This is a genomic window from Thermococcus kodakarensis KOD1 (assembly GCF_000009965.1).
GTDB lineage: Archaea > Methanobacteriota_B > Thermococci > Thermococcales > Thermococcaceae > Thermococcus > Thermococcus kodakarensis.
In genome coordinates this window covers 598,671-615,382 of the sequence record NC_006624.1, presented here as the reverse complement: position 1 = coordinate 615,382, position 16,712 = coordinate 598,671, and the positions used below count along the sequence as shown (strand labels likewise).

Annotated in this window: 18 protein-coding genes; 9 read left to right on the top strand and 9 right to left on the bottom strand. The window is 53.7% G+C overall.

The features are described from left to right. Position 1: 1 nt before the first annotated feature. From TK_RS03505 to TK_RS03480, 6 genes are all read right to left on the bottom strand, one after another. A complete protein-coding gene (locus TK_RS03505) occupies positions 2 to 763 on the bottom strand; it encodes a hypothetical protein (protein ID WP_011249660.1) in 762 nt (253 codons plus the stop codon). Next, positions 760 to 1,521, bottom strand: coding sequence for an ABC transporter ATP-binding protein (locus TK_RS03500; protein WP_011249659.1), 762 nt, complete (start codon positions 1,519 to 1,521; stop codon positions 760 to 762). Before TK_RS03500 ends, TK_RS03505 begins: the two co-directional genes overlap by 4 nt. After that, a complete protein-coding gene (locus TK_RS03495; RefSeq protein WP_011249658.1) occupies positions 1,508 to 2,455 on the bottom strand; it encodes a FecCD family ABC transporter permease in 948 nt (315 codons plus the stop codon). The genes TK_RS03500 and TK_RS03495 overlap by 14 nt, the downstream gene beginning before the upstream one ends. Beyond that, a complete protein-coding gene (locus tag TK_RS03490) occupies positions 2,452 to 4,086 on the bottom strand; it encodes an ABC transporter substrate-binding protein (RefSeq protein ID WP_011249657.1) in 1,635 nt (544 codons plus the stop codon). The genes TK_RS03495 and TK_RS03490 overlap by 4 nt, the downstream gene beginning before the upstream one ends. 89 nt (positions 4,087 to 4,175) lie before the next feature. Beyond that, positions 4,176 to 5,699, bottom strand: coding sequence for an NADP-dependent glyceraldehyde-3-phosphate dehydrogenase (gapN, locus tag TK_RS03485; RefSeq protein WP_011249656.1), 1,524 nt, complete (start codon positions 5,697 to 5,699; stop codon positions 4,176 to 4,178). Positions 5,700 to 6,026: 327 nt separating this feature from the next. Further along, a complete protein-coding gene (locus TK_RS03480; protein ID WP_011249655.1) occupies positions 6,027 to 6,656 on the bottom strand; it encodes a class I SAM-dependent methyltransferase in 630 nt (209 codons plus the stop codon). Between the two features lie 94 nt (positions 6,657 to 6,750). On the opposite strand from TK_RS03480, the gene TK_RS03475 reads away from it, so the two are divergent. The 3 genes from TK_RS03475 to TK_RS03465 are packed head-to-tail and all read left to right on the top strand — an operon-like array spanning position 6,751 to position 9,520. Beyond that, positions 6,751 to 7,698 carry a radical SAM protein gene (locus TK_RS03475; RefSeq protein WP_011249654.1) on the top strand — a complete coding sequence of 316 codons (948 nt, stop codon included), beginning with the start codon at positions 6,751 to 6,753 and terminating at the stop codon, positions 7,696 to 7,698. 59 nt (positions 7,699 to 7,757) lie between these two features. After that, positions 7,758 to 8,630: a P-loop NTPase gene (locus tag TK_RS03470; protein WP_048053679.1), complete on the top strand. Its 873-nt coding sequence runs from the start codon at positions 7,758 to 7,760 to the stop codon at positions 8,628 to 8,630. Beyond that, positions 8,630 to 9,520: a P-loop NTPase gene (locus tag TK_RS03465; RefSeq protein WP_011249652.1), complete on the top strand. Its 891-nt coding sequence runs from the start codon at positions 8,630 to 8,632 to the stop codon at positions 9,518 to 9,520. The genes TK_RS03470 and TK_RS03465 overlap by 1 nt, the downstream gene beginning before the upstream one ends. Before the next feature lie 32 nt (positions 9,521 to 9,552). Here TK_RS03465 and TK_RS03460 read toward each other — a convergent pair whose 3' ends face one another. Continuing rightward, on the bottom strand, positions 9,553 to 9,846 hold the full coding sequence (locus TK_RS03460; protein WP_011249651.1) for a MazG nucleotide pyrophosphohydrolase domain-containing protein: 294 nt from the start codon (positions 9,844 to 9,846) through the stop codon (positions 9,553 to 9,555). Between the two features lie 132 nt (positions 9,847 to 9,978). Here TK_RS03460 and TK_RS03455 point away from each other — a divergent pair, with 132 nt between their 5' ends. From TK_RS03455 to TK_RS03445, 3 genes are all read left to right on the top strand, one after another. Beyond that, positions 9,979 to 11,400: a TldD/PmbA family protein gene (locus TK_RS03455; protein WP_011249650.1), complete on the top strand. Its 1,422-nt coding sequence runs from the start codon at positions 9,979 to 9,981 to the stop codon at positions 11,398 to 11,400. Between the two features lie 10 nt (positions 11,401 to 11,410). Further along, on the top strand, positions 11,411 to 12,733 hold the full coding sequence (locus TK_RS03450; RefSeq protein ID WP_011249649.1) for a TldD/PmbA family protein: 1,323 nt from the start codon (positions 11,411 to 11,413) through the stop codon (positions 12,731 to 12,733). Between the two features lie 71 nt (positions 12,734 to 12,804). After that, the gene (locus TK_RS03445; RefSeq protein ID WP_011249648.1) at positions 12,805 to 13,464 is read left to right on the top strand and encodes a helix-turn-helix domain-containing protein; all 660 of its coding nucleotides are present in this window, start codon (positions 12,805 to 12,807) and stop codon (positions 13,462 to 13,464) included. Between the two features lie 83 nt (positions 13,465 to 13,547). Here TK_RS03445 and TK_RS03440 read toward each other — a convergent pair whose 3' ends face one another. Further along, complete coding sequence (locus tag TK_RS03440) at positions 13,548 to 13,988, bottom strand: putative toxin-antitoxin system toxin component, PIN family (protein ID WP_011249647.1); 441 nt, start codon at positions 13,986 to 13,988, stop codon at positions 13,548 to 13,550. After that, positions 13,985 to 14,311: a ribbon-helix-helix domain-containing protein gene (locus tag TK_RS03435; RefSeq protein ID WP_011249646.1), complete on the bottom strand. Its 327-nt coding sequence runs from the start codon at positions 14,309 to 14,311 to the stop codon at positions 13,985 to 13,987. Before TK_RS03435 ends, TK_RS03440 begins: the two co-directional genes overlap by 4 nt. Positions 14,312 to 14,430: 119 nt before the next feature. Between TK_RS03435 and TK_RS03430 the strand changes: the two genes are divergently transcribed. Genes TK_RS03430 through TK_RS03420 form a run of 3 tightly spaced genes read left to right on the top strand, consistent with a single transcriptional unit; the run spans position 14,431 to position 16,681 of the window. Continuing rightward, positions 14,431 to 15,282 (top strand): ABC transporter ATP-binding protein, encoded by an 852-nt coding sequence (locus TK_RS03430; RefSeq protein ID WP_011249645.1) that lies wholly within the window; start codon positions 14,431 to 14,433, stop codon positions 15,280 to 15,282. Further along, entirely contained in the window at positions 15,279 to 15,980 is a 702-nt protein-coding gene (locus TK_RS03425; RefSeq protein WP_011249644.1) for an ABC transporter permease, read from the top strand. Before TK_RS03430 ends, TK_RS03425 begins: the two co-directional genes overlap by 4 nt. Further along, entirely contained in the window at positions 15,977 to 16,681 is a 705-nt protein-coding gene (locus TK_RS03420; RefSeq protein ID WP_011249643.1) for an ABC transporter permease, read from the top strand. The genes TK_RS03425 and TK_RS03420 overlap by 4 nt, the downstream gene beginning before the upstream one ends. Positions 16,682 to 16,712: the final 31 nt, after the last annotated feature.

Here is a 16,712-nt window from a genome sequence, read left to right as displayed (position 1 = left end):
ATCACCCCTCAAGCCTTATTCCTCTTAGGTCTTCTATACCCAGTGAGGGCACTTTAAACTTCCCCTCAAAAACAACCAACGGGTTCAGCTTCTTTATCTTGGCGAGGCTGTATGGAAGCTCCCCGTTGGGTGTAATGAAGATCACCCTCCTGGCGATTGGCCTAACGTCAGCTTTATCGAGCAGTTCGTTCAGGTGCACCGAGCCGTTTCCAAGGGCGGCAAAGCTCCTTGGGGACAGCCAGAGTTCGTTGTTCACCTCGCCGTAGACCCCCAAGGCCTTGGAGCGGTTCACGAAGTCCACTAACCTTATTCCAGGAAGCCAGTTGCACCGGCAGCCGTAGGAGAGACTCGCCACGAGCCTTATCGGGGTTGACATCGGCTTCCCGTCCATGTAGATGGCCAGAAGCATTGAGACGTTATAGGGTATGCTCACCACTTCCCCGTTTTCATTTATTACCGTAACGAAGTCTCCCCTTCCAAGTCTCTGAGGTCTAACTCCCCTCCACTCGACGGTTCTTCCGAGGTTCAAATCCGGTATTCTCATCGTGTCGTTCGATAGTTTTGAGAGTTCTTCCCACGTGTAGGTTCTGTTGTCATTCAGAACAGCTAGTGTCCAGTTTGACCAGTTTGGAGGATTTCCCAAGGGATAGGTTGAAATTTTTGAATAACTTGGTGTTGAAACATTGCTGGGCGTCTGTTTTTCGGAAGCCCCGATGCACCCGCATGCCATGAGGACGAGCAGAAGGGAGAGGACTTTTTTCATCCAACCACCTCCAGGGGGTATATGAAAAAGCCGCCGTCGGCCTTAAACCGCTTCACTTTCATCCTGTATAACTCCATCAGATTCTCCTCGTTGAGAACTTCAGCCGGTTCTCCGCTCGCTATTATCCCCCCGTCTTTCAGGAGGAAAACCGTATCGCAGAAGGTCAGGGCCTGGTTGGGATCGTGGAGTGAGACCAGCACTGTTCTCTCCTTTGAGAGCTTCCTGATAACGCTGAGAACGAGGTGCTGGTTCCTGAAGTCGAGGAACGAAGTGGGCTCGTCAAAGAGGAAAAGCTCTCCACCCTGCGCGAGCGTTCTGGCTATCATTACGAGCCTTTTCTGGCCTCCACTGAGCTCGCCGAAGGGTCTCTCCGCGAGGTTCTCAAGTCCGAGGGTGCGGAGGGCCTTCATCGCCATCTCTTCGTCCACCTTTCCCGGCCCGCTCAGGGGGTCGATGTGGGGGTTCCTGCCCATCAGCACGGTTTGAAAGACCGTGTACGGAAACGTCAGCGAGAATTCCTGGGGGGAGTAGCTTACGAGCCTCGTACGCTCCCTCAATCTCAACCTGGAAAGCTCAGTACCGTTGAGCGTTATCCTACCGTTCCCATTGAGGATTCCGGCTATGCACTTAAGGAGGGTGCTTTTTCCGGCGCCGTTTGGCCCAAGGAGACAGCCAACGCCCTTTTTAAGCTCAAAGGTAACGTTCCTGAGGACTTCCCTACTGCCGTATGAAAAGCCCAGCCCCTCAACCCTTAGCATAGATCCCCCTCCGCAGGATTATTATGAGGGTCGGGGCGCCTATCAGGGCAGTAACGACTCCCAGGGGAACCTCAAAGGTAGTTACGCTCCTCGCAACGTCGTCACAAACTAGGAGAAGAGACGCCCCAACGAGGGCGCTTGCCGGGACGAGCGTTCTCGTGTCGTGTCCAACACTCAGCCGGGCTACGTGGGGGCTCACGAGTCCAACCCAGCTTATCATCCCAGCCATCGCCGTCGATGCCGAAACACCGAGGGCGGCGAGGGCTATGAAAATCCCCCTGTAGAGCCTCACGTTCACTCCGAGCCCCCTAGCCTCCTCTTCACTAAGGCTGATGACGTTCAGGGGCCAGCGGAGGAGCGTTATCCCAACTATGCTCACAACGAGTGGCACCAGCATAATCCTCACGTCATCCCACCGCAAGCCTGCGAAGCTTCCCAGGAGCCAGAAAACTATCGCGGGCAGTTTGTCGTACGGATCGGCCAGATACTTCGCCATTCCCACGAGGGCGGAGAAGAAAGCCGAGACCGCTATTCCGGCCAGAATTAAGCCGAGGATTCCGTTCCCAACGAGGCGGGAAAGCCGCCACACCACCCCAACGGCAAGCAGGCCGAGGAGGAAGGCCGATATCTGTATGACGTAAGGATCCGCAGAGAGGAGTATCGCCAGAACCGCCCCGAAGGCCGAGCCGCTCGTGACCCCAAGGAGGTTCGGCCCGGCCAGGGGGTTCCTGAAGACGTTCTGGAAGGTTAAACCTGCAAGCGAAAGGGAAGCCCCGACAAGGAGGGAAGTAACCACCCTCGGGAGTCTGACCTGGAGGAGGATGGTTTTATCGAGATCGCTCATCGAGAGCGGATTGAAGAGCATTCTACCCACGAAGGGCGATATCAGAATGATAACCATGAAAAAAAGAAAGATGCCTTTAAGCCCCCTCACGGCATATCACCGGTTATCTCCACCTTATTTGGGTCTATCCCGTACCACTTCTGATAGAAGTCGTCGGCTTTGGCTCTGACATCGAGGTCGCCGAAGAGCTCCGGGTGGAGAACCTTGGCGAGCCAGTAGAGGCCGAGAACCCACTTTGGAGCGGGGTAATCCCAGCTTTCGCCATCGTTCGGCATCGCGTAGACCCTGCCCTCCTTAACGGCCTTTATGCCCTTCCACGCGGGGTCGTTTAGTATTTCTTCCTTAACCTTAGCCGATGGTTTCTTGGGGGAGTAGCTGACGACGATTATCACATCTGGGTTCCACTTCGCGACCTGCTCGACGTTCACTACGTTCCAGCCACCTGGAAGGTTCGAGGAAACGCTTTCCCCACCTGCCATCTCTATTAATCTGTTCTGGAAGTACTCCTTGCCTGGAGCTTTGAACGCCTTATCCTTCATGCTGTACTGAACGAGAAGAACCCTGGGCCTCTCTTTAAGCTTTGATGTCCTGTTTGTGACGAAGTCAACAGCGGAGCGATAATACGAAATTGCCTTCTCTGCTTTTTCCTCCTTTCCAAGAACTTTGCCCACTGTCAGGAGCCCCTTGAGGTATCCATCGACCGTCTCAAGGTTCAGGGCTATAACTGGAATGCCAAGGCTCTCTATTTCCTCGTTTATCTTTTCGCTCCCCCAGTAGGCAGTGAAAACGACGTCCGGGTTCAGGGACTTGACGGTTTCAACGTTCGCATTCCTCGGGTTTCCGACGAAGACCATCCTGTTCTTAACGCCAGGATCCAGAAGCCCGATAAAAGCGTCGTTTATTGCCAGCGGAGTGCTTCCCACGACTTTCTTGCCGTCCTCAACTCCGAGAAAGTATATCATTTGCGTGACCAGTCCGTAGAGTGAGACTATCCTCGCCGGCGGGCTCTTCACCTTAACGGTTCTGTTGGCAAAATCTTTCACTTCCCCATAGCCAGTGTTCTCGCTTTCTCCCGGTGTTTCGGCCTTCACAACCTCTATTTTCACAACGGCCTTGACCCAGCGGTTCCCAGGGGTTACTATCGTCTCGTCCCCGACGAGGACGAGCTTGAGGGGATACACCTTACCGTCCAAGGTGAATTCTATCGGTTCCCCGTTGTACTCGTAGGCGAGGATGGGAATCACGGAGCCGTTGATCGGGTTCCCCTTTTCGTCGTAGGTGTCCAATCCCTTTCCAAATATGAAGCCGTAGTCAGCGGTTATTGAATACCCATCGGCGGCAGTTATTACGTAACGGTAGTTCTTTGATAACCAGCCGAACTTTGAGAGCAAATCCTTCAAAGAAACGCCCTTGTAAGTTCCAATCCTCTTGATGCTCCCCTTCTTTGTTTTCAGGCCGCCCTTTCCAACCGTCTGCGGGAGGCTCTTGAGGTCTGAAAGGGTTAGCGTTTTAACAGAGCCATCGGGCCCAACGAGGGTAAGCGGGACAACGTTGGAGGATGCAGTAGAGGTGGATAACTGGCTTGAGGCTGTCGGAGAAGTGGCTGTTGCTCCGCTTGAGGTTGTTGAGGTGTTCGATGTTGTTTTCGTCCCTATGCACCCGCTGGCCATCACCCCGAAAAGGAGAAGGCTGAGGATGAGAACTGAAACTGCCCTCTTCATTACAGCCACCGGACAAAGATGGGAACCTATTTTTTAAATATTTTGAGTAAACAAAAGTGTTTTTGTTAAATAAAAACATTTAAAACAAATCAGATGTAGTCCCAGACACCCCTTCCCCGATAGTTCCTGACGATCGTCTTAGTCGTAGTGAGGGTCTCGATGGAATAGCCTATGCCCTCCCTTCCGATGCCGCTGTCTTTCATGCCCCCGAAGGGGTAATAACCGATCCCGTGCCGTGGAAACTCGTTTATGAAGACGGCCCCGACTTCAAGCCTCCTCGCGACTTTCCTCGCCCTGGAATCGTCCCCACTGAAAACTGCGGCGTCCAGGCCAAACCTCGATGAGTTGGCAAGCTCAACGGCCTCGTCCTCGTTCGAAACCTTAACCAGGATTGTGAGCGGACCGAAAACATCCTCCTGGAACGCCCTGAGTCCAGGCAGAACTTCCCTGCTGGCCTCCAGGAGAACAGGCCATACGTACGCTCCTTTCCTCTTGAACCCCGTTAGGGGCACCGCTCCCTTCTCCAGGGCATCCCTGTAAACCTCTTCTATTTTTTCAGCGCTCCGCTCGTTTATCAGTGGCCCCATAATGGCGTCCTCGTCTTCAAGCGGGTTCTCGGGCTCTATTTTTGAGAGGGCAGCCACGAGTTCTCTCTTAAGCTGCTCGTATATCCCCTCCTCGGCGATGATTAGCCTTATCGCATCGCACCTCTGGCCGGAGTAGCTCACCATACCTTTGACAAGCTTTTCCACGGTTTCTTCGAGCGGAGCGTCGTCCAGAACCACCGCTGGGTCCTTACCACCGAGTTCCATGTGGTAGAACTTTATACCTCCCATGGATAGGATGTGCTCGCCGACCTCGGTGCTGCCCGTAAACGTGACCGCCCTTATTCTTCTGTCGGCCAGTATGGAGTCCATCAGCGCTCCTGGGACAGTTAGAAGGTGATAGGCGCTTTCAGGAATTCCCGCAAGCTGAAGAACCCTTGACAGGAGTAGGGGAGCGAGGGGATCCTGGGAAGATGGCTTCAGAAGCACGGCGTTTCCGGCAAGTAGGGCCGGAACGATCTTGGCGGTGGAGATAAACAGCGGGTAGTTGTAGGGACTTATTGCGAGCACAACCCCGTAGGGCTCCCTCTTGACTATCCCCTCGCTTCCAAGGCTTTCTGCGCTCCAGTCGCCGGGAATGTAGTCCCCTATCAACCTGCCGAACTCCATCGTCGTCTTCTCAAGTCTCTCGATTGTGGCGGTAACCTCACCGCGGGCGTTTGAAAGCGGCTTGCCGGCGTCGAGCACCAGGGCGGTGACGAAATCGTCGAATGAGTCCCTAATAAGCTCCGCCACCTTTAAAAAAGCCTCCAACCTCTTTTCACCCGGCGTGTCCCTTATCTCATGCCTCCCAGCGGAATATGCCGCCGCCACCGCCCGGTTCGAAAGGGCCATATCGCTCAGGCTTACCCTAGCTATCAGCGAGCCGTCTATCGGGCTTCTTACCTCCGCTGTCTTCCCGGTAAACACCCACTCCCCGTTTACGTACGTTGCGAATTCGGGTATACCCTCGTTCTGCCGGAAGATTCCTTCGAATATTTCCCCCTCGGGGACGAAGGGCTCAACCATATATATCACCATCTGTGATATACAACGGTTGTTTAAATAGTTTGCGCTAACAAAAGTGTTTTTGTTAAACAAAAATGTTTGCCTTTCTTCAAAGGGTGAACTTTGAATAGTTCGTACGGTTGCCTGGTAGAGAATAACGGTGTACTTGTCCTTACGACGTCCTTTTCTGAGCGGGTGGTCACGTTAGCATTGTGGAGAAGGCACCGCGGTATCACCCAATCGGCACTCTTGGTCTGTGCGCCGGATAGGGCTGTTGTATTGAGTAAATCGAAGTAAATCGAGTAATATAAAAATTGAATCCGTTCCTACGCAAATATTCTCTTTCCCTCACTTCACCGCCTTTATCACGACGAAGCTACCCTCACCATAGCCCGGCTTTACCGGCTCGACGGACTTAATCTCATTGAGCCTGTGGAAGAGGGTCTGCACTATCTCGAACTCCCTGAAGCCGACCTTTTTGAGGAGTTCCAACAGTTCCTCAGTCGAGAAGAACCTCGCCTCCTTGTAAAAGACGCTTTCGTTCTTGTGCTCCTCGTAGAACCTCCCTATCGGGCTGTTTCTATCAACGAAGCCGATTATCAATGCCCCACCCGGCTTCAGGACGCGGTAGGCTTCCTTCAAAGCTTTCTCAGGGTCGTCGACGAAGCAGATAGTCGTGACCATCAGAAGGTAGTCCATGCTGTCCTCCTCGAAGGGAAGATTTTCAGCCGTTCCCTCGATGACCTCAATTCCTCTCGTCCTTGCTATCTCGGCCATCGCTTTTGAAGGTTCGACGCCGAGCTTTATGCCGAGAGGAGCCGCGAACCTTCCGGTTCCGACGCCTATCTCAGCTCCCTTTCCTTTCTTGGGTAGAAGTTTCTTAACGGCCTCAAGCTCCGAAAGGTAAGCGTAGCGGTTTCTCTCGAACCAGTTCTCGTACCTGTCGCGGTGTTTCTCAAAGGGCTCTATCTTTGGCATAGACCATCCCGCCCTTTGTTCGTGCTTCCCGTTTATTGCTTTTGTTCTTCACAAGATTTATACGCCTTTAGGCTAACCTAACTCCGGTGGTGGTATGATAGCCTTTGGACCTGTCCCCTCGAGGAGGCTCGGCAGGAGCCTCGGCGTGAACAACATCCCCGACAAGGTATGCACCTACGCCTGCGTTTACTGTCAGATAGGGAAAACTCTCAGAATGGAAATCAAGAGGAGGCCCTTCTACGAGCCCGAACTGATCTTCAGAGAAGTCAAGGAGAAAGTCGAGGAGGCACTCGCGAGGAGCGAGAGGATAGACTACATCACCTTCGTTCCAGATGGAGAGCCCACGCTCGACATAAACCTCGGGAAGGAGGCGGAGCTTTTGAAATCCCTTGAAATCCCCCCGGCTATCCTCACTAACTCCTCGCTCATCTGGAGAGAAGATGTCAGGGAAGACCTTCTGAAGTTTGACTTCGTCTCGCTGAAAGTTGATGCTGTCAGTGAGCCGCTCTGGAGGAGAATTGACAGGCCCCACAAGAGCCTGAGCCTTGAGAAGATCCTTGAGGGCATGCTGGAGTTCAGGAAGGAGTTCAAGGGAAAGATAGTCACCGAGACGATGCTGATAGACGGGATAGACTATGGCAACGAGTTCGAGAAGATAGCGGAATTTCTGAGGGAGCTGAAACCGGATAAAGCCTACATAGCCGTTCCAACGAGACCGCCGGCGGAACCGTGGGTGAAACCTGCGAAGGAAGATGTCATCAACCACGCATATCAGGTCTTCAGCGAAATCCTTGGGGACGAGCGCGTGGAATACCTGATCGGCTACGAGGGGAACGCCTTCGCCTTTACGGGTAACGTTGAGGAGGATCTGCTGAGCATAACCTCAGTCCATCCAATGCGCGAGGACGCCGTTGCGGAGTTTCTGGAGAAGGCAAACGCAGACTGGAGCATTGTTGAGAAGCTCCTGAAAGAGGGGAAGTTGATAGAGCTTGAGTACAACGGGAAGAGGTTCTACATGAGGAGGCTGAAGAGCAGGGAGTAATGAGCGTATGCACAAAGCTTATAACCAATTCGGCTACCCTAATTTCCGGAGGTGAGAGCTTGCAGATAGCGGTGAGCGGTGGAAAAGGCGGAACCGGAAAATCAACGGTCGCGACAAACCTCGCGGTGGCGCTCAGGAAGATTGGGGTCAGGCTGACTCTGGCGGATCTTGACGTCGAGGCACCGAACGACCACATACTTCTGGGAGTTGAGCTTGCCAACGAAGAACCCGTGAACCAGTTCATGCCGCGCTTCGACTACTCGAAGTGCACCAAGTGCAGGAAGTGCGCCGAGGTGTGTGAGGAGCACGCGATAGTGACGCTGAAGGACGGGACGCCCTTTCTCATGCCGACCCTCTGTTCCGGCTGCAGGGCCTGTGAGATAGTCTGTCCTGTACCAGGGGCCATTCAAGAGGCCTTCAGAGTTATAGGCCACACGTACGTTACCCCAACACCCTACGGCTTCACGCTCGTCACGGGGAAGCTCAGGGAGGGAGAGGAGAGGTCAATGCCGCTCGTGGTTGCGGCGAAGAAGAGGGCCGAAGAGGTCAGGGAAGGTCTCCTCATGGTGGACACGGCCGCTGGAACTGGAAACACGGTCTCAAAAGCAGTCGAAGGCTCAAAGCTCCTCATAGCGGTAACAGAACCCACTCCCCTCGGCATACACGACACGGAGCTTATCCTACAGCTCGGGAAGCTGATGAAGATCCCGACTTGGGTTGTGGTGAACAGGTCTGACCTCGGAGACGTTGGTAAGGTCAGGGAGCTGGCGGAGAAGTACGGCGCCGAAATCGTGGCTGAGATCCCCTACAGCGAGAACATAGTCAAAAGTTACGTCGAGGGAAAACCCATAGCCCTGACGGACTATCCCGAGGCAGAGATATTCAAAGGCCTCGCCGAAAGGGTTGCCGAGTTCCTTGGAGGTGGTGCGTGATGCAGGTGGCGATAGCGAGCGGTAAGGGCGGCGTTGGAAAGAGCACGATAACGGCCTCGCTCCTCTACCTTCTGAAGGACGATTACTCGTTTGTGGCAGTTGACGCCGACGCTGAGGCCCCGAACCTTGGTTTGCTCCTCGGCGTGACCGAGTGGGAAGAGGAGAGGGAGCATATAGGTGCCAAGATAGCCAGGATAAACACAGAGAGCTGCGTAAGGTGCGGAATCTGCTACGAGCGCTGTCCCTACGGGTGCATCTACATCGATGACGAAGGCAACTACGTCGTGAACGAGCTCACCTGCGAGGGCTGCAACGTCTGTGGCCTGGTCTGCCCGGTGGCCGGAACCATAACCCTTGAGGAAGTCCGCTCAGGGGTAATCAGGAAGGCGACAACCAAGTACGGCTTCCCGCTCATCTCGGCCCAGCTCGACGTCGGAAGGCCCGAGAGCGGAAAGCTCGTCACGGAGGAGAAGGAGTGGGCCGCGAAGCTGATGAAGGAGCTCAACCTCGAGCACATGATAGTTGATTCGGCCGCTGGAATAGGCTGTCAGGTGATAGCGAGCCTCGGTGGGGCAGACGTTGCCATACTCATAGCAGAGCCTACCCCGGCTTCGCTCAGCGACGTTCAGAGGGCCTACAAGGTCGTCCAGCACTTCAGGGAGCCGGCCTACCTCATCATCAACAAAGCCGACATCAACCCCGGCTTCACTGGCCTTGAGGAGTGGGCTGAGAAAGAAGGAATACCGATACTGGGAAGAATACCCTACGACAGAGCCGTTCCAGAGAGCATGAGCATGCTGAAGCCCGTTGTCGAGGCCTTCCCAGAGGCCAAGGCTTCAAAGGCCATAGTTGAGATTGCCGAGGTTATAAAGAGGGAAATCCTCGGCTGAATACTTCCGCTTCCCTCTTTTTACCCGGTAGTTCAGAACTTCTCCTCGCATTCGCATGGGTTCTTGCCGCAGTATGGACAGACTCCAGGATATTTCTTCTTCGCGGCCTCTTCGAGATCTATCCCAAGCAGGTTGGCGAGGCTGGCGAGCCAGGCGAGAACGTCTGCAAACTCCTCTTCCATTGCTTCCTTGTCTCTCTTCCTTATCGCCTCGCTCAGCTCACCGACTTCTTCAACGAACCAGAGGAAAGTCCTCTCAATGCCTCTCTTCGAGTCCTTGTGAAAGTAGATATCGCGTATCATCCCCTGGAACTCGCGTATCTCCATCTTCACCACCTGGCGGCATCTCATCAGCGGCCTTAAAAACCAAACGGGTGCAACATTTCGACACAAATCGAAGCGGAAAGATTTTTATACTTCGGAGGGCACTATTCTATGCAGTAAACCGGGGTGATGTGCATGCATGAACTTGTAGAGTTCGCCGTTGAAAAGGCCCTCGAACTGGGGGCGGACTACGCCGAAGCGCGTTTTGAAGAAAAGAATGGTACTGAGCTAGTAATGAAGAACGGTAACGCGGAGGGCCTCGGGATTCTCGCGGACAGGGGCATAGGGATAAGGGTTCTCGTTGACGGCGGCATGGGCTTTGCATCAACCAACGTCCTGACGAAGGAGAGCGTTGCAGAGGCCGTGAAAAAGGCCGTGAAGCTGGCAAAAGCCGCCTCGAAGGTGAGGAACGAACCTATACGCTTCTCCGAGGAGGACTTCCACGAGGTCTATTACGAAGTCAAGATGAGGAAGGACTTCCGGGACATACCGCCGGAGGAGAAGCTTGAACTCCTCAAGAAGGTCGAGGAGGAGGTAAAGGGAACGGGTGTGAACGTGCCGATGCGCTTCCTTCGCTACTCCGACTGGATGTGGCACAAGATAATAGCCCACAGCGACGGTGGTTTCGTTGAGAGCTACATCCCGAGAGTGTCTCTCACCTACAACCTCGTGGTCTTTGAGAACGGCCAGATGGAGCAGGCGCCCTTCGTTCAGAGGGCTTTCTCCGGCGGTCTTGAGCTCTTAGAGAAGGACGAACCCTGGAAGTGGGCCGTTAAGGACGTAATGGCCCTTAAGAGGCTCATTTACGAGGGACAGAAGCCGCCCGAGGGGAAGGTTGACCTCGTGATAAGCCCCGAGGTGGCTGGCATAGCAGTCCACGAGAGCGTTGGACATCCCTACGAAGCAGATAGGATTTTCGGAAGGGAAGCGGCGCAGGCGGGGGAGAGCTTCGTTAAACCAGACATGCTCGGGGAGAGAATCGGCAGCGACGTCGTTACAGTCATAGAAGACCCAACTATCCCGAACAGCTGGGGATTCTACCTCTACGACGACGAGGGCGTTAAGGCCCGCCCGAGGTACCTCATAAGGAACGGAATCATAAACGAGTTCCTCACCAACAGGGAGTACGCCTACAAGCTCGGCCAGCGCTCAAACGCCTCAGCCAGGGCGATCAACTACAACCGCGAGCCGATAGTTAGGATGGCGAACACCTACCTGGCTCCGGGCGATCACTCCTTCGAGGAGCTGATTGAAGACATCAAGCTCGGTGTTTACATGGTGAGCTTCAACGAGTGGAACATAGACGACAGGCGCTACCAGCAGAGGTACATCGGAAGGGAGGCCTACCTCATCGAGAACGGTGAGATAAAGCACCCGGTCAGGAGACCCATCCTTGAGATAACGACGAGGGCACTGTGGAGCAGCGTTGACGCCGTAGGAAAGGAAGTTGAGTTCTACCCGGGAACCTGCGGCAAGGGCGAGCCCGGACAGGGAGTTCCCGTCTGGATGGGCGGAGCGCACGCGAGACTGCGGGATATTCCGTTGAGGAGGCCGTGAGGTGGTGAAGATGTTCGACGTTAACGAGTTCATCCTTAAGAGGGCGAAGGAGCTCGGCTTCGGCGACGTCGTTGTCCTGAGCTACGAGACCAACAGGAGACAGGTTCGCTTTGCCAACAATGAGATAACCGTCGCGAAGAACTGGCACGAGAGGAAGATCGAGCTCTTCGTCGAAAAGGAGAAGAGGGTAGCGAGCACTACCATAACCGACCTGAGCAATGAGAACATAGAGAGGATTCTGAAAACGCTCCTTTCAAACATAAGGGGCATGTCTCCAAAGGAGGACTACTACGGCATAGCCGAGGGGCCCTTCGAGTACAAGGATATTCCAGAGACCTTTGACAGGGCGATAGTCGAGCTCGATGAACCGAACGAGTACGTTGAGAGGGCAATAAACGCGGCCCTTGAGGAAGGGGCGAAGAGAGTTGCTGGAGTCCTCTACACAGACCACAACAAGCTCTACCTGACCACGAGCAACGGAGTGGAAGCTTTCGACGAGGGAACGGGGATAGAAATAAGCGTCAGGGCCTTCATAGGCGACCTCGAGAGCGGCCACGGGACGAACTCCGTGAGGGTGCTCAAGAAGTTCGACCCCGAGAGCGCCGGAAGGAAGGCGGGAGAGATAGCAAGGTTGGCCAGAAACCCGGAGCAGGGGCCGGAAGGGAAGTTCGACGTCATATTCGACCCGCTGGCCTTCGCCAACCTGCTCAGCTACATGAGCTTCATGACCTCCGCCTATGCCGCCGAAGCTGGCTTTTCCTTCCTCGTCAACAAGCTCGGGCAGAAGGTCGCCGCTGACGGAGTAACCATCAAGGACATCGGGAACCTGCCCAACGGCTACGGCACGAGGAAGTTCGACGACGAGGGTGTTCCAACGAGGGAAACGACCATAATCGAGAACGGAACCTTCAGGACGTTCCTCCTCAACACGAGCCTCGCCAGGAAGTACGGGACTGAAACAACCGCCAACGCCGGCCTGGTGATGCCGCACGCCTGGAACATCGTCCTCGAACCTGGAGACTACTCAAAAGAGGAGCTCTTCAGCGAGGTGAAGAAGGGCATCTACATCACCAACGTCTGGTACACGCGCTTCCAGAACTACGTTGCTGGCGACTTCTCAACGATCCCGAGAGACGGCATCTTTCTCGTTGAGAACGGCGAGCTGAAGCCGATAAGGAACATTCGCGTAAGCGATAACCTCCAGAGGATCCTCGAAAACATCGTAGCCCTCGGAAAAGAGCTCTACCACATCCACTGGTGGGAGGTAAACACGCCAGTATCGACGCCCTACGTGCTCGTCAAGGATGTGGGCATAACGAGGGCGACGAAGTGAGGCTTTTCATTTTTCTTTGTTTTTCGGTAAGACTTAAAATCGCAAGAACAGCGTGTCTCAAGTGATGACCCATGAAGCGGATAAAGTTCAGGTTTCTCAATTCTTCGGATGTGTTTTCGGACTTTAAATGGTTTATAGAGGCAATTGAGTGGGCATACGGGGACACGCACTTCATGGTCGGTGACGAAATCATAAAGCTCGTGGAATTGAAGTTCAAAGAAGAAGTTAACCCCCAAGATGTCATAAATCGAATGAGGAACCTTCCTTATGTAGAGGACGTCAAGCTGATACCCCTAAAAAACGGCCATTACTACCTGTACACACGTGCAAAGCTCCCAAGACACCCTAACGCAGAAGAAGCCTTCGACATACTTGACCTCCAGAAAAGAGGCTTTTTAATATTTGAGAAGGGCACGATGACTCGCGAGGAGAGCTTTCTCTACGTCGTGTGTGAGGAGAACCTGGTCCCTGAAGTTATATCGGCCATTAAGAGAACCTACAATGCGGAGGTCGCTAGCATAGAAGATTACACGCCAAATGAGAGCATATTCTCAAAGCTCACAGAAAAACAACTAAAGACCCTTCTGGTGGCATACAAAAGCGGCTACTTTGATAGTCCTAAGCGCGTGACGCTTAGGGACCTCTCCCAGATGCTCGGCCTAAGTCCATCAACCGTGAAGGAGCACCTTAGGAAGGGTTTGAAGAAGGTTCTGGAAGGGGTTATTGAGTAGGCGGGAGCCTATGAAAGGGGCTTATTCTGGGGGCAGTTGGAGTTAGGGAGATTGTTTAGGCAGGTTGTAATTTGCCTGTCTAGTCAACATTTTGATTTCAGAATCTCTCTATAGAATTCCAGGGGTTTGAGGATTTTAACCTCGTGATTCCCGAGTTTTACAGCCTTTTCTTCATTTCGAAGGCTCAGGAGGTCGTCATCCCAGGTAAGGATGTAACCTGCTCCCGCTTCATAAGATATCTCCAGCCACTTATTGTCGTCCGGATCCCTGCAGAGGTTAAAGCTAGTGGATGGAGAGACAATTTCGGAGCCCCTCAAGAAGTGGGCTAAAGTCTCTTCCCAGCCTGGAGAAATCTTTCCTTTTTCGGCTAAAAGTCCAATTTTTAGGGTAAGCTCGTCGAGAGCATCCTCACTCGTGAAGTTGATGAGCCGCTCTCCATCCAGGGCCTTGATTAGAAGTGCCGATAAACCCTCGGGCTTTATCAGGGCCGCCAGCACGACGTTCGTGTCGAGGACGACTTTCATCCCTCTGCACCCGTAAGCCTCTTGGTCTCCTCATTTATCTCCCTGAGAGCCTTTAGGACTTCGGACCCCTCTTCCTCGAACTCCCCACGTTTAAGCTTCTCCCATGCCTCTTCCGCTTCTCTTTTAAGATCTTCTAGAGTGAGCTTCTTTGCCCTTTTCCGCGCTTTTTCCATCATTATCTGTCCCAGTGCCATCGTGACGGCGAACTTTATGAAGTCAGAGCGGCTTCTGAACTCTTTCTCCCTCACGAGCTCATCAATCTTTTCGACAACATATCCGGGAAGCCTCACGGAGATTGGGTGGTCTGTCCCAGTCTCTCCCATTTTCTTCACCAACTACAAATGGAATACAAATGTATTTAAAAATTGCCCTTTTGGTCATCCCACACATGTGCGGGGGTAACTATAACTACTTCAAAGCCCTATTTTGAATTGGTGAAAGCATGCCTGTAATTGAGGTTAAGAATATTAGAAAGTACTACGGCGATGTTAGGGGTGTGGAAAACTTAAGCTTCGAGGTCGAGGAGGGCGAAATCTACGGCTTTCTCGGTCCGAACGGGGCTGGAAAGACGACCACCGTCAAAATCCTCGTCAAGATAATCAGGGACTATGAAGGAACGGCCAAAGTTCTCGGAAAAGACCTGCGCGAGTGGGGCAAGGACTACTACAACAGAATCGGTGTCTCATTCGAGTTTCCAGCGGTTTACTCCCGCTTGACTGCCCTCGAAAACCTCGAGTTCTTCGCGAGCTTCTACAAGAAGCACCTCGACCCGATGGAAGTCCTCAAAATGGTCGGGCTCGACAAGGAGGCTGATCAGCTCGTTGCTGGCTTCTCGAAGGGCATGAGGAAGAAACTCGACATCGCGAGGGCCCTTCTCCCCGACCCCGACATACTCTTCCTCGACGAGCCGCTTGAGGGCCTCGACCCAGCGAGTGCGAGAAAGTTCAAAGACCTATTCCTCGAGATGAGGGAAAGCGGGAAGACGATTTTTCTCACCACCCACAACATGTACGTGGCCGATGAGCTTTGCGACAGGGTTGCCTTCATCGTCGACGGCTCCGTAAGGCTGGTTGATAACCCAGGCGAGCTCAAGGTCAAGATGGGGAAGAGGCTCGTGAAGGTCGAGTACGTTGAGAACGGGAGCGTTAAGACCGCGGAGTTCCCGCTTGAGGGCATCGGCCAGAACGAGGAGTTCCTGAATATCCTGAGGAACCACGAGATAAGGCGGATCAACACGGAGGAGCCGACCTTGGAGGAGATATTCCTCAAGGTGACGGGGAGGCGGCTCGTATGATGAAGAACCTGCTGAAGACAAGCGTAATCGTCGGGTTCAGGAGCTTCGTCTACCCGATATACATGCTGATAGGTTTGGCCTACGGCCTGATGCTCTTGGCGTTTCCAGAGCAGTACCTCCCGACGATGGTGCCTATATTCTTACTATTCGAGCCGGGCTTAGTGGGCTTCATGTTCGTTGGAACGGAGATATTCGCTGAGAAGAAAGACGGGGCAATAAGCGCCCTGGCAGTGACGCCGATAGAGTGGAGGAGCTACATTCTGGCAAAAACGATCATAATGAGCGTTCTCTCGGTGATTGGTGCCATTCTCATAATGGCCGTGGGAACGCGCTCCCTCGACGGGCTTCCCTACGTCATCGCGGGGGTCTTCCTGTGCTCCGCGGTTTACACCCTTCTCGGGATAGCTATATCTGCAAAATACCGCGACCTGGACGACTACTTCATCCCGATAATGGCAGTTCTGGTGGTCTCGCTCCTGCCCTTCGCCCACTACCACGGCTACCTGACGCACCCGCTCTGGAAAGTCCTCTACCTTGTACCAAGCTACCCGGCGCTCTACTTCTTCAAGGCGCCGTTCGTGGAGGTTTCAAGTGACACCTTAGCGCTTTCGGGAGTGGCTCTGCTTCTCTGGTCGGCTGTGGCCTATTACGCGGCTAAAATCCAGTTTTACAAGTACGCCGTGGAGGGGTTGAGATGAGCTTTGTGAGGAAGTTTGGGACAATTTACAGAACCGACCTCAAGCTCCTGAGGAGGGACCCGATGCTTCTGTACAGCGTTGCCATGACGCTCGTCCTCCTCCTCATCGTCCGCTACTTCAAAGACCGCATCGGGGTCTATTATTCCCTCCTGGCCCTCCTGGGCCTGATATTCATACCAATGATATTCGGCATGTTGCCAGGTTTTATGATGGCCGACGAGAAGGAGGACAAGACGATACAGGCACTTAAGGTGATTCCAATATCCAGCGAGGCCTTCCTGGCATACAGGCTGACCTGGGCCTCGATAGTAACTGCCCTCCTGACTGCCGCTGCACCATACATCCTCGACATTGAGATTCCTCAAAAAGGTATTCTAGCTTTGATTGCACTCTTCCTGCTCGAAGTCTGGATTTACGGGCTGTTAATTACGGTGTTCTCGGAATCGAGGATGCAGGCTTTGACGGTGAGCAAAGTCCTCGGCTGGCTCCTAATGCTTCCGCCGGTGATAAAGCTCGTCGTCGTGTGGCGGAACCTCTCAACGGACTGGAGCAGGTTCACGGCGTTCCTTCCAACTTACTGGCTCTACAAAGTCTTCGAGGGAATACCTACCAACGACTACAGCGACTTTCCAATAGCCCTCGCCGTCCATCTGGCATGGCTGGTACCCCTGGTGTTGCTGTTCAGGAGAAGGGTGCTTTGAGGGTATTATTTCCCCATGAACTTCAAACTGA

Excerpts from the sequence above, each read along its gene's own strand:
- TK_RS03505 (WP_011249660.1), bottom strand. The coding sequence starts at position 763 with ATGAAAAAAGTCCTCTCCCTTCTGCTCGTCCTCATGGCATGCGGGTGC.
- TK_RS03500 (WP_011249659.1), bottom strand. The coding sequence starts at position 1,521 with ATGCTAAGGGTTGAGGGGCTGGGCTTTTCATACGGCAGTAGGGAAGTC.
- TK_RS03490 (WP_011249657.1), bottom strand. The coding sequence starts at position 4,086 with ATGAAGAGGGCAGTTTCAGTTCTCATCCTCAGCCTTCTCCTTTTCGGG.
- gapN (WP_011249656.1), bottom strand. The coding sequence starts at position 5,699 with ATGGTTGAGCCCTTCGTCCCCGAGGGGGAAATATTCGAAGGAATCTTC.
- TK_RS03480 (WP_011249655.1), bottom strand. The coding sequence starts at position 6,656 with ATGCCAAAGATAGAGCCCTTTGAGAAACACCGCGACAGGTACGAGAAC.
- TK_RS03475 (WP_011249654.1), top strand. The coding sequence starts at position 6,751 with ATGATAGCCTTTGGACCTGTCCCCTCGAGGAGGCTCGGCAGGAGCCTC.
- TK_RS03465 (WP_011249652.1), top strand. The coding sequence starts at position 8,630 with ATGCAGGTGGCGATAGCGAGCGGTAAGGGCGGCGTTGGAAAGAGCACG.
- TK_RS03460 (WP_011249651.1), bottom strand. The coding sequence starts at position 9,846 with ATGGAGATACGCGAGTTCCAGGGGATGATACGCGATATCTACTTTCAC.
- TK_RS03455 (WP_011249650.1), top strand. The coding sequence starts at position 9,979 with ATGCATGAACTTGTAGAGTTCGCCGTTGAAAAGGCCCTCGAACTGGGG.
- TK_RS03450 (WP_011249649.1), top strand. The coding sequence starts at position 11,411 with ATGTTCGACGTTAACGAGTTCATCCTTAAGAGGGCGAAGGAGCTCGGC.
- TK_RS03445 (WP_011249648.1), top strand. The coding sequence starts at position 12,805 with ATGAAGCGGATAAAGTTCAGGTTTCTCAATTCTTCGGATGTGTTTTCG.
- TK_RS03440 (WP_011249647.1), bottom strand. The coding sequence starts at position 13,988 with ATGAAAGTCGTCCTCGACACGAACGTCGTGCTGGCGGCCCTGATAAAG.
- TK_RS03435 (WP_011249646.1), bottom strand. The coding sequence starts at position 14,311 with ATGGGAGAGACTGGGACAGACCACCCAATCTCCGTGAGGCTTCCCGGA.
- TK_RS03430 (WP_011249645.1), top strand. The coding sequence starts at position 14,431 with ATGCCTGTAATTGAGGTTAAGAATATTAGAAAGTACTACGGCGATGTT.
- TK_RS03425 (WP_011249644.1), top strand. The coding sequence starts at position 15,279 with ATGATGAAGAACCTGCTGAAGACAAGCGTAATCGTCGGGTTCAGGAGC.
- TK_RS03420 (WP_011249643.1), top strand. The coding sequence starts at position 15,977 with ATGAGCTTTGTGAGGAAGTTTGGGACAATTTACAGAACCGACCTCAAG.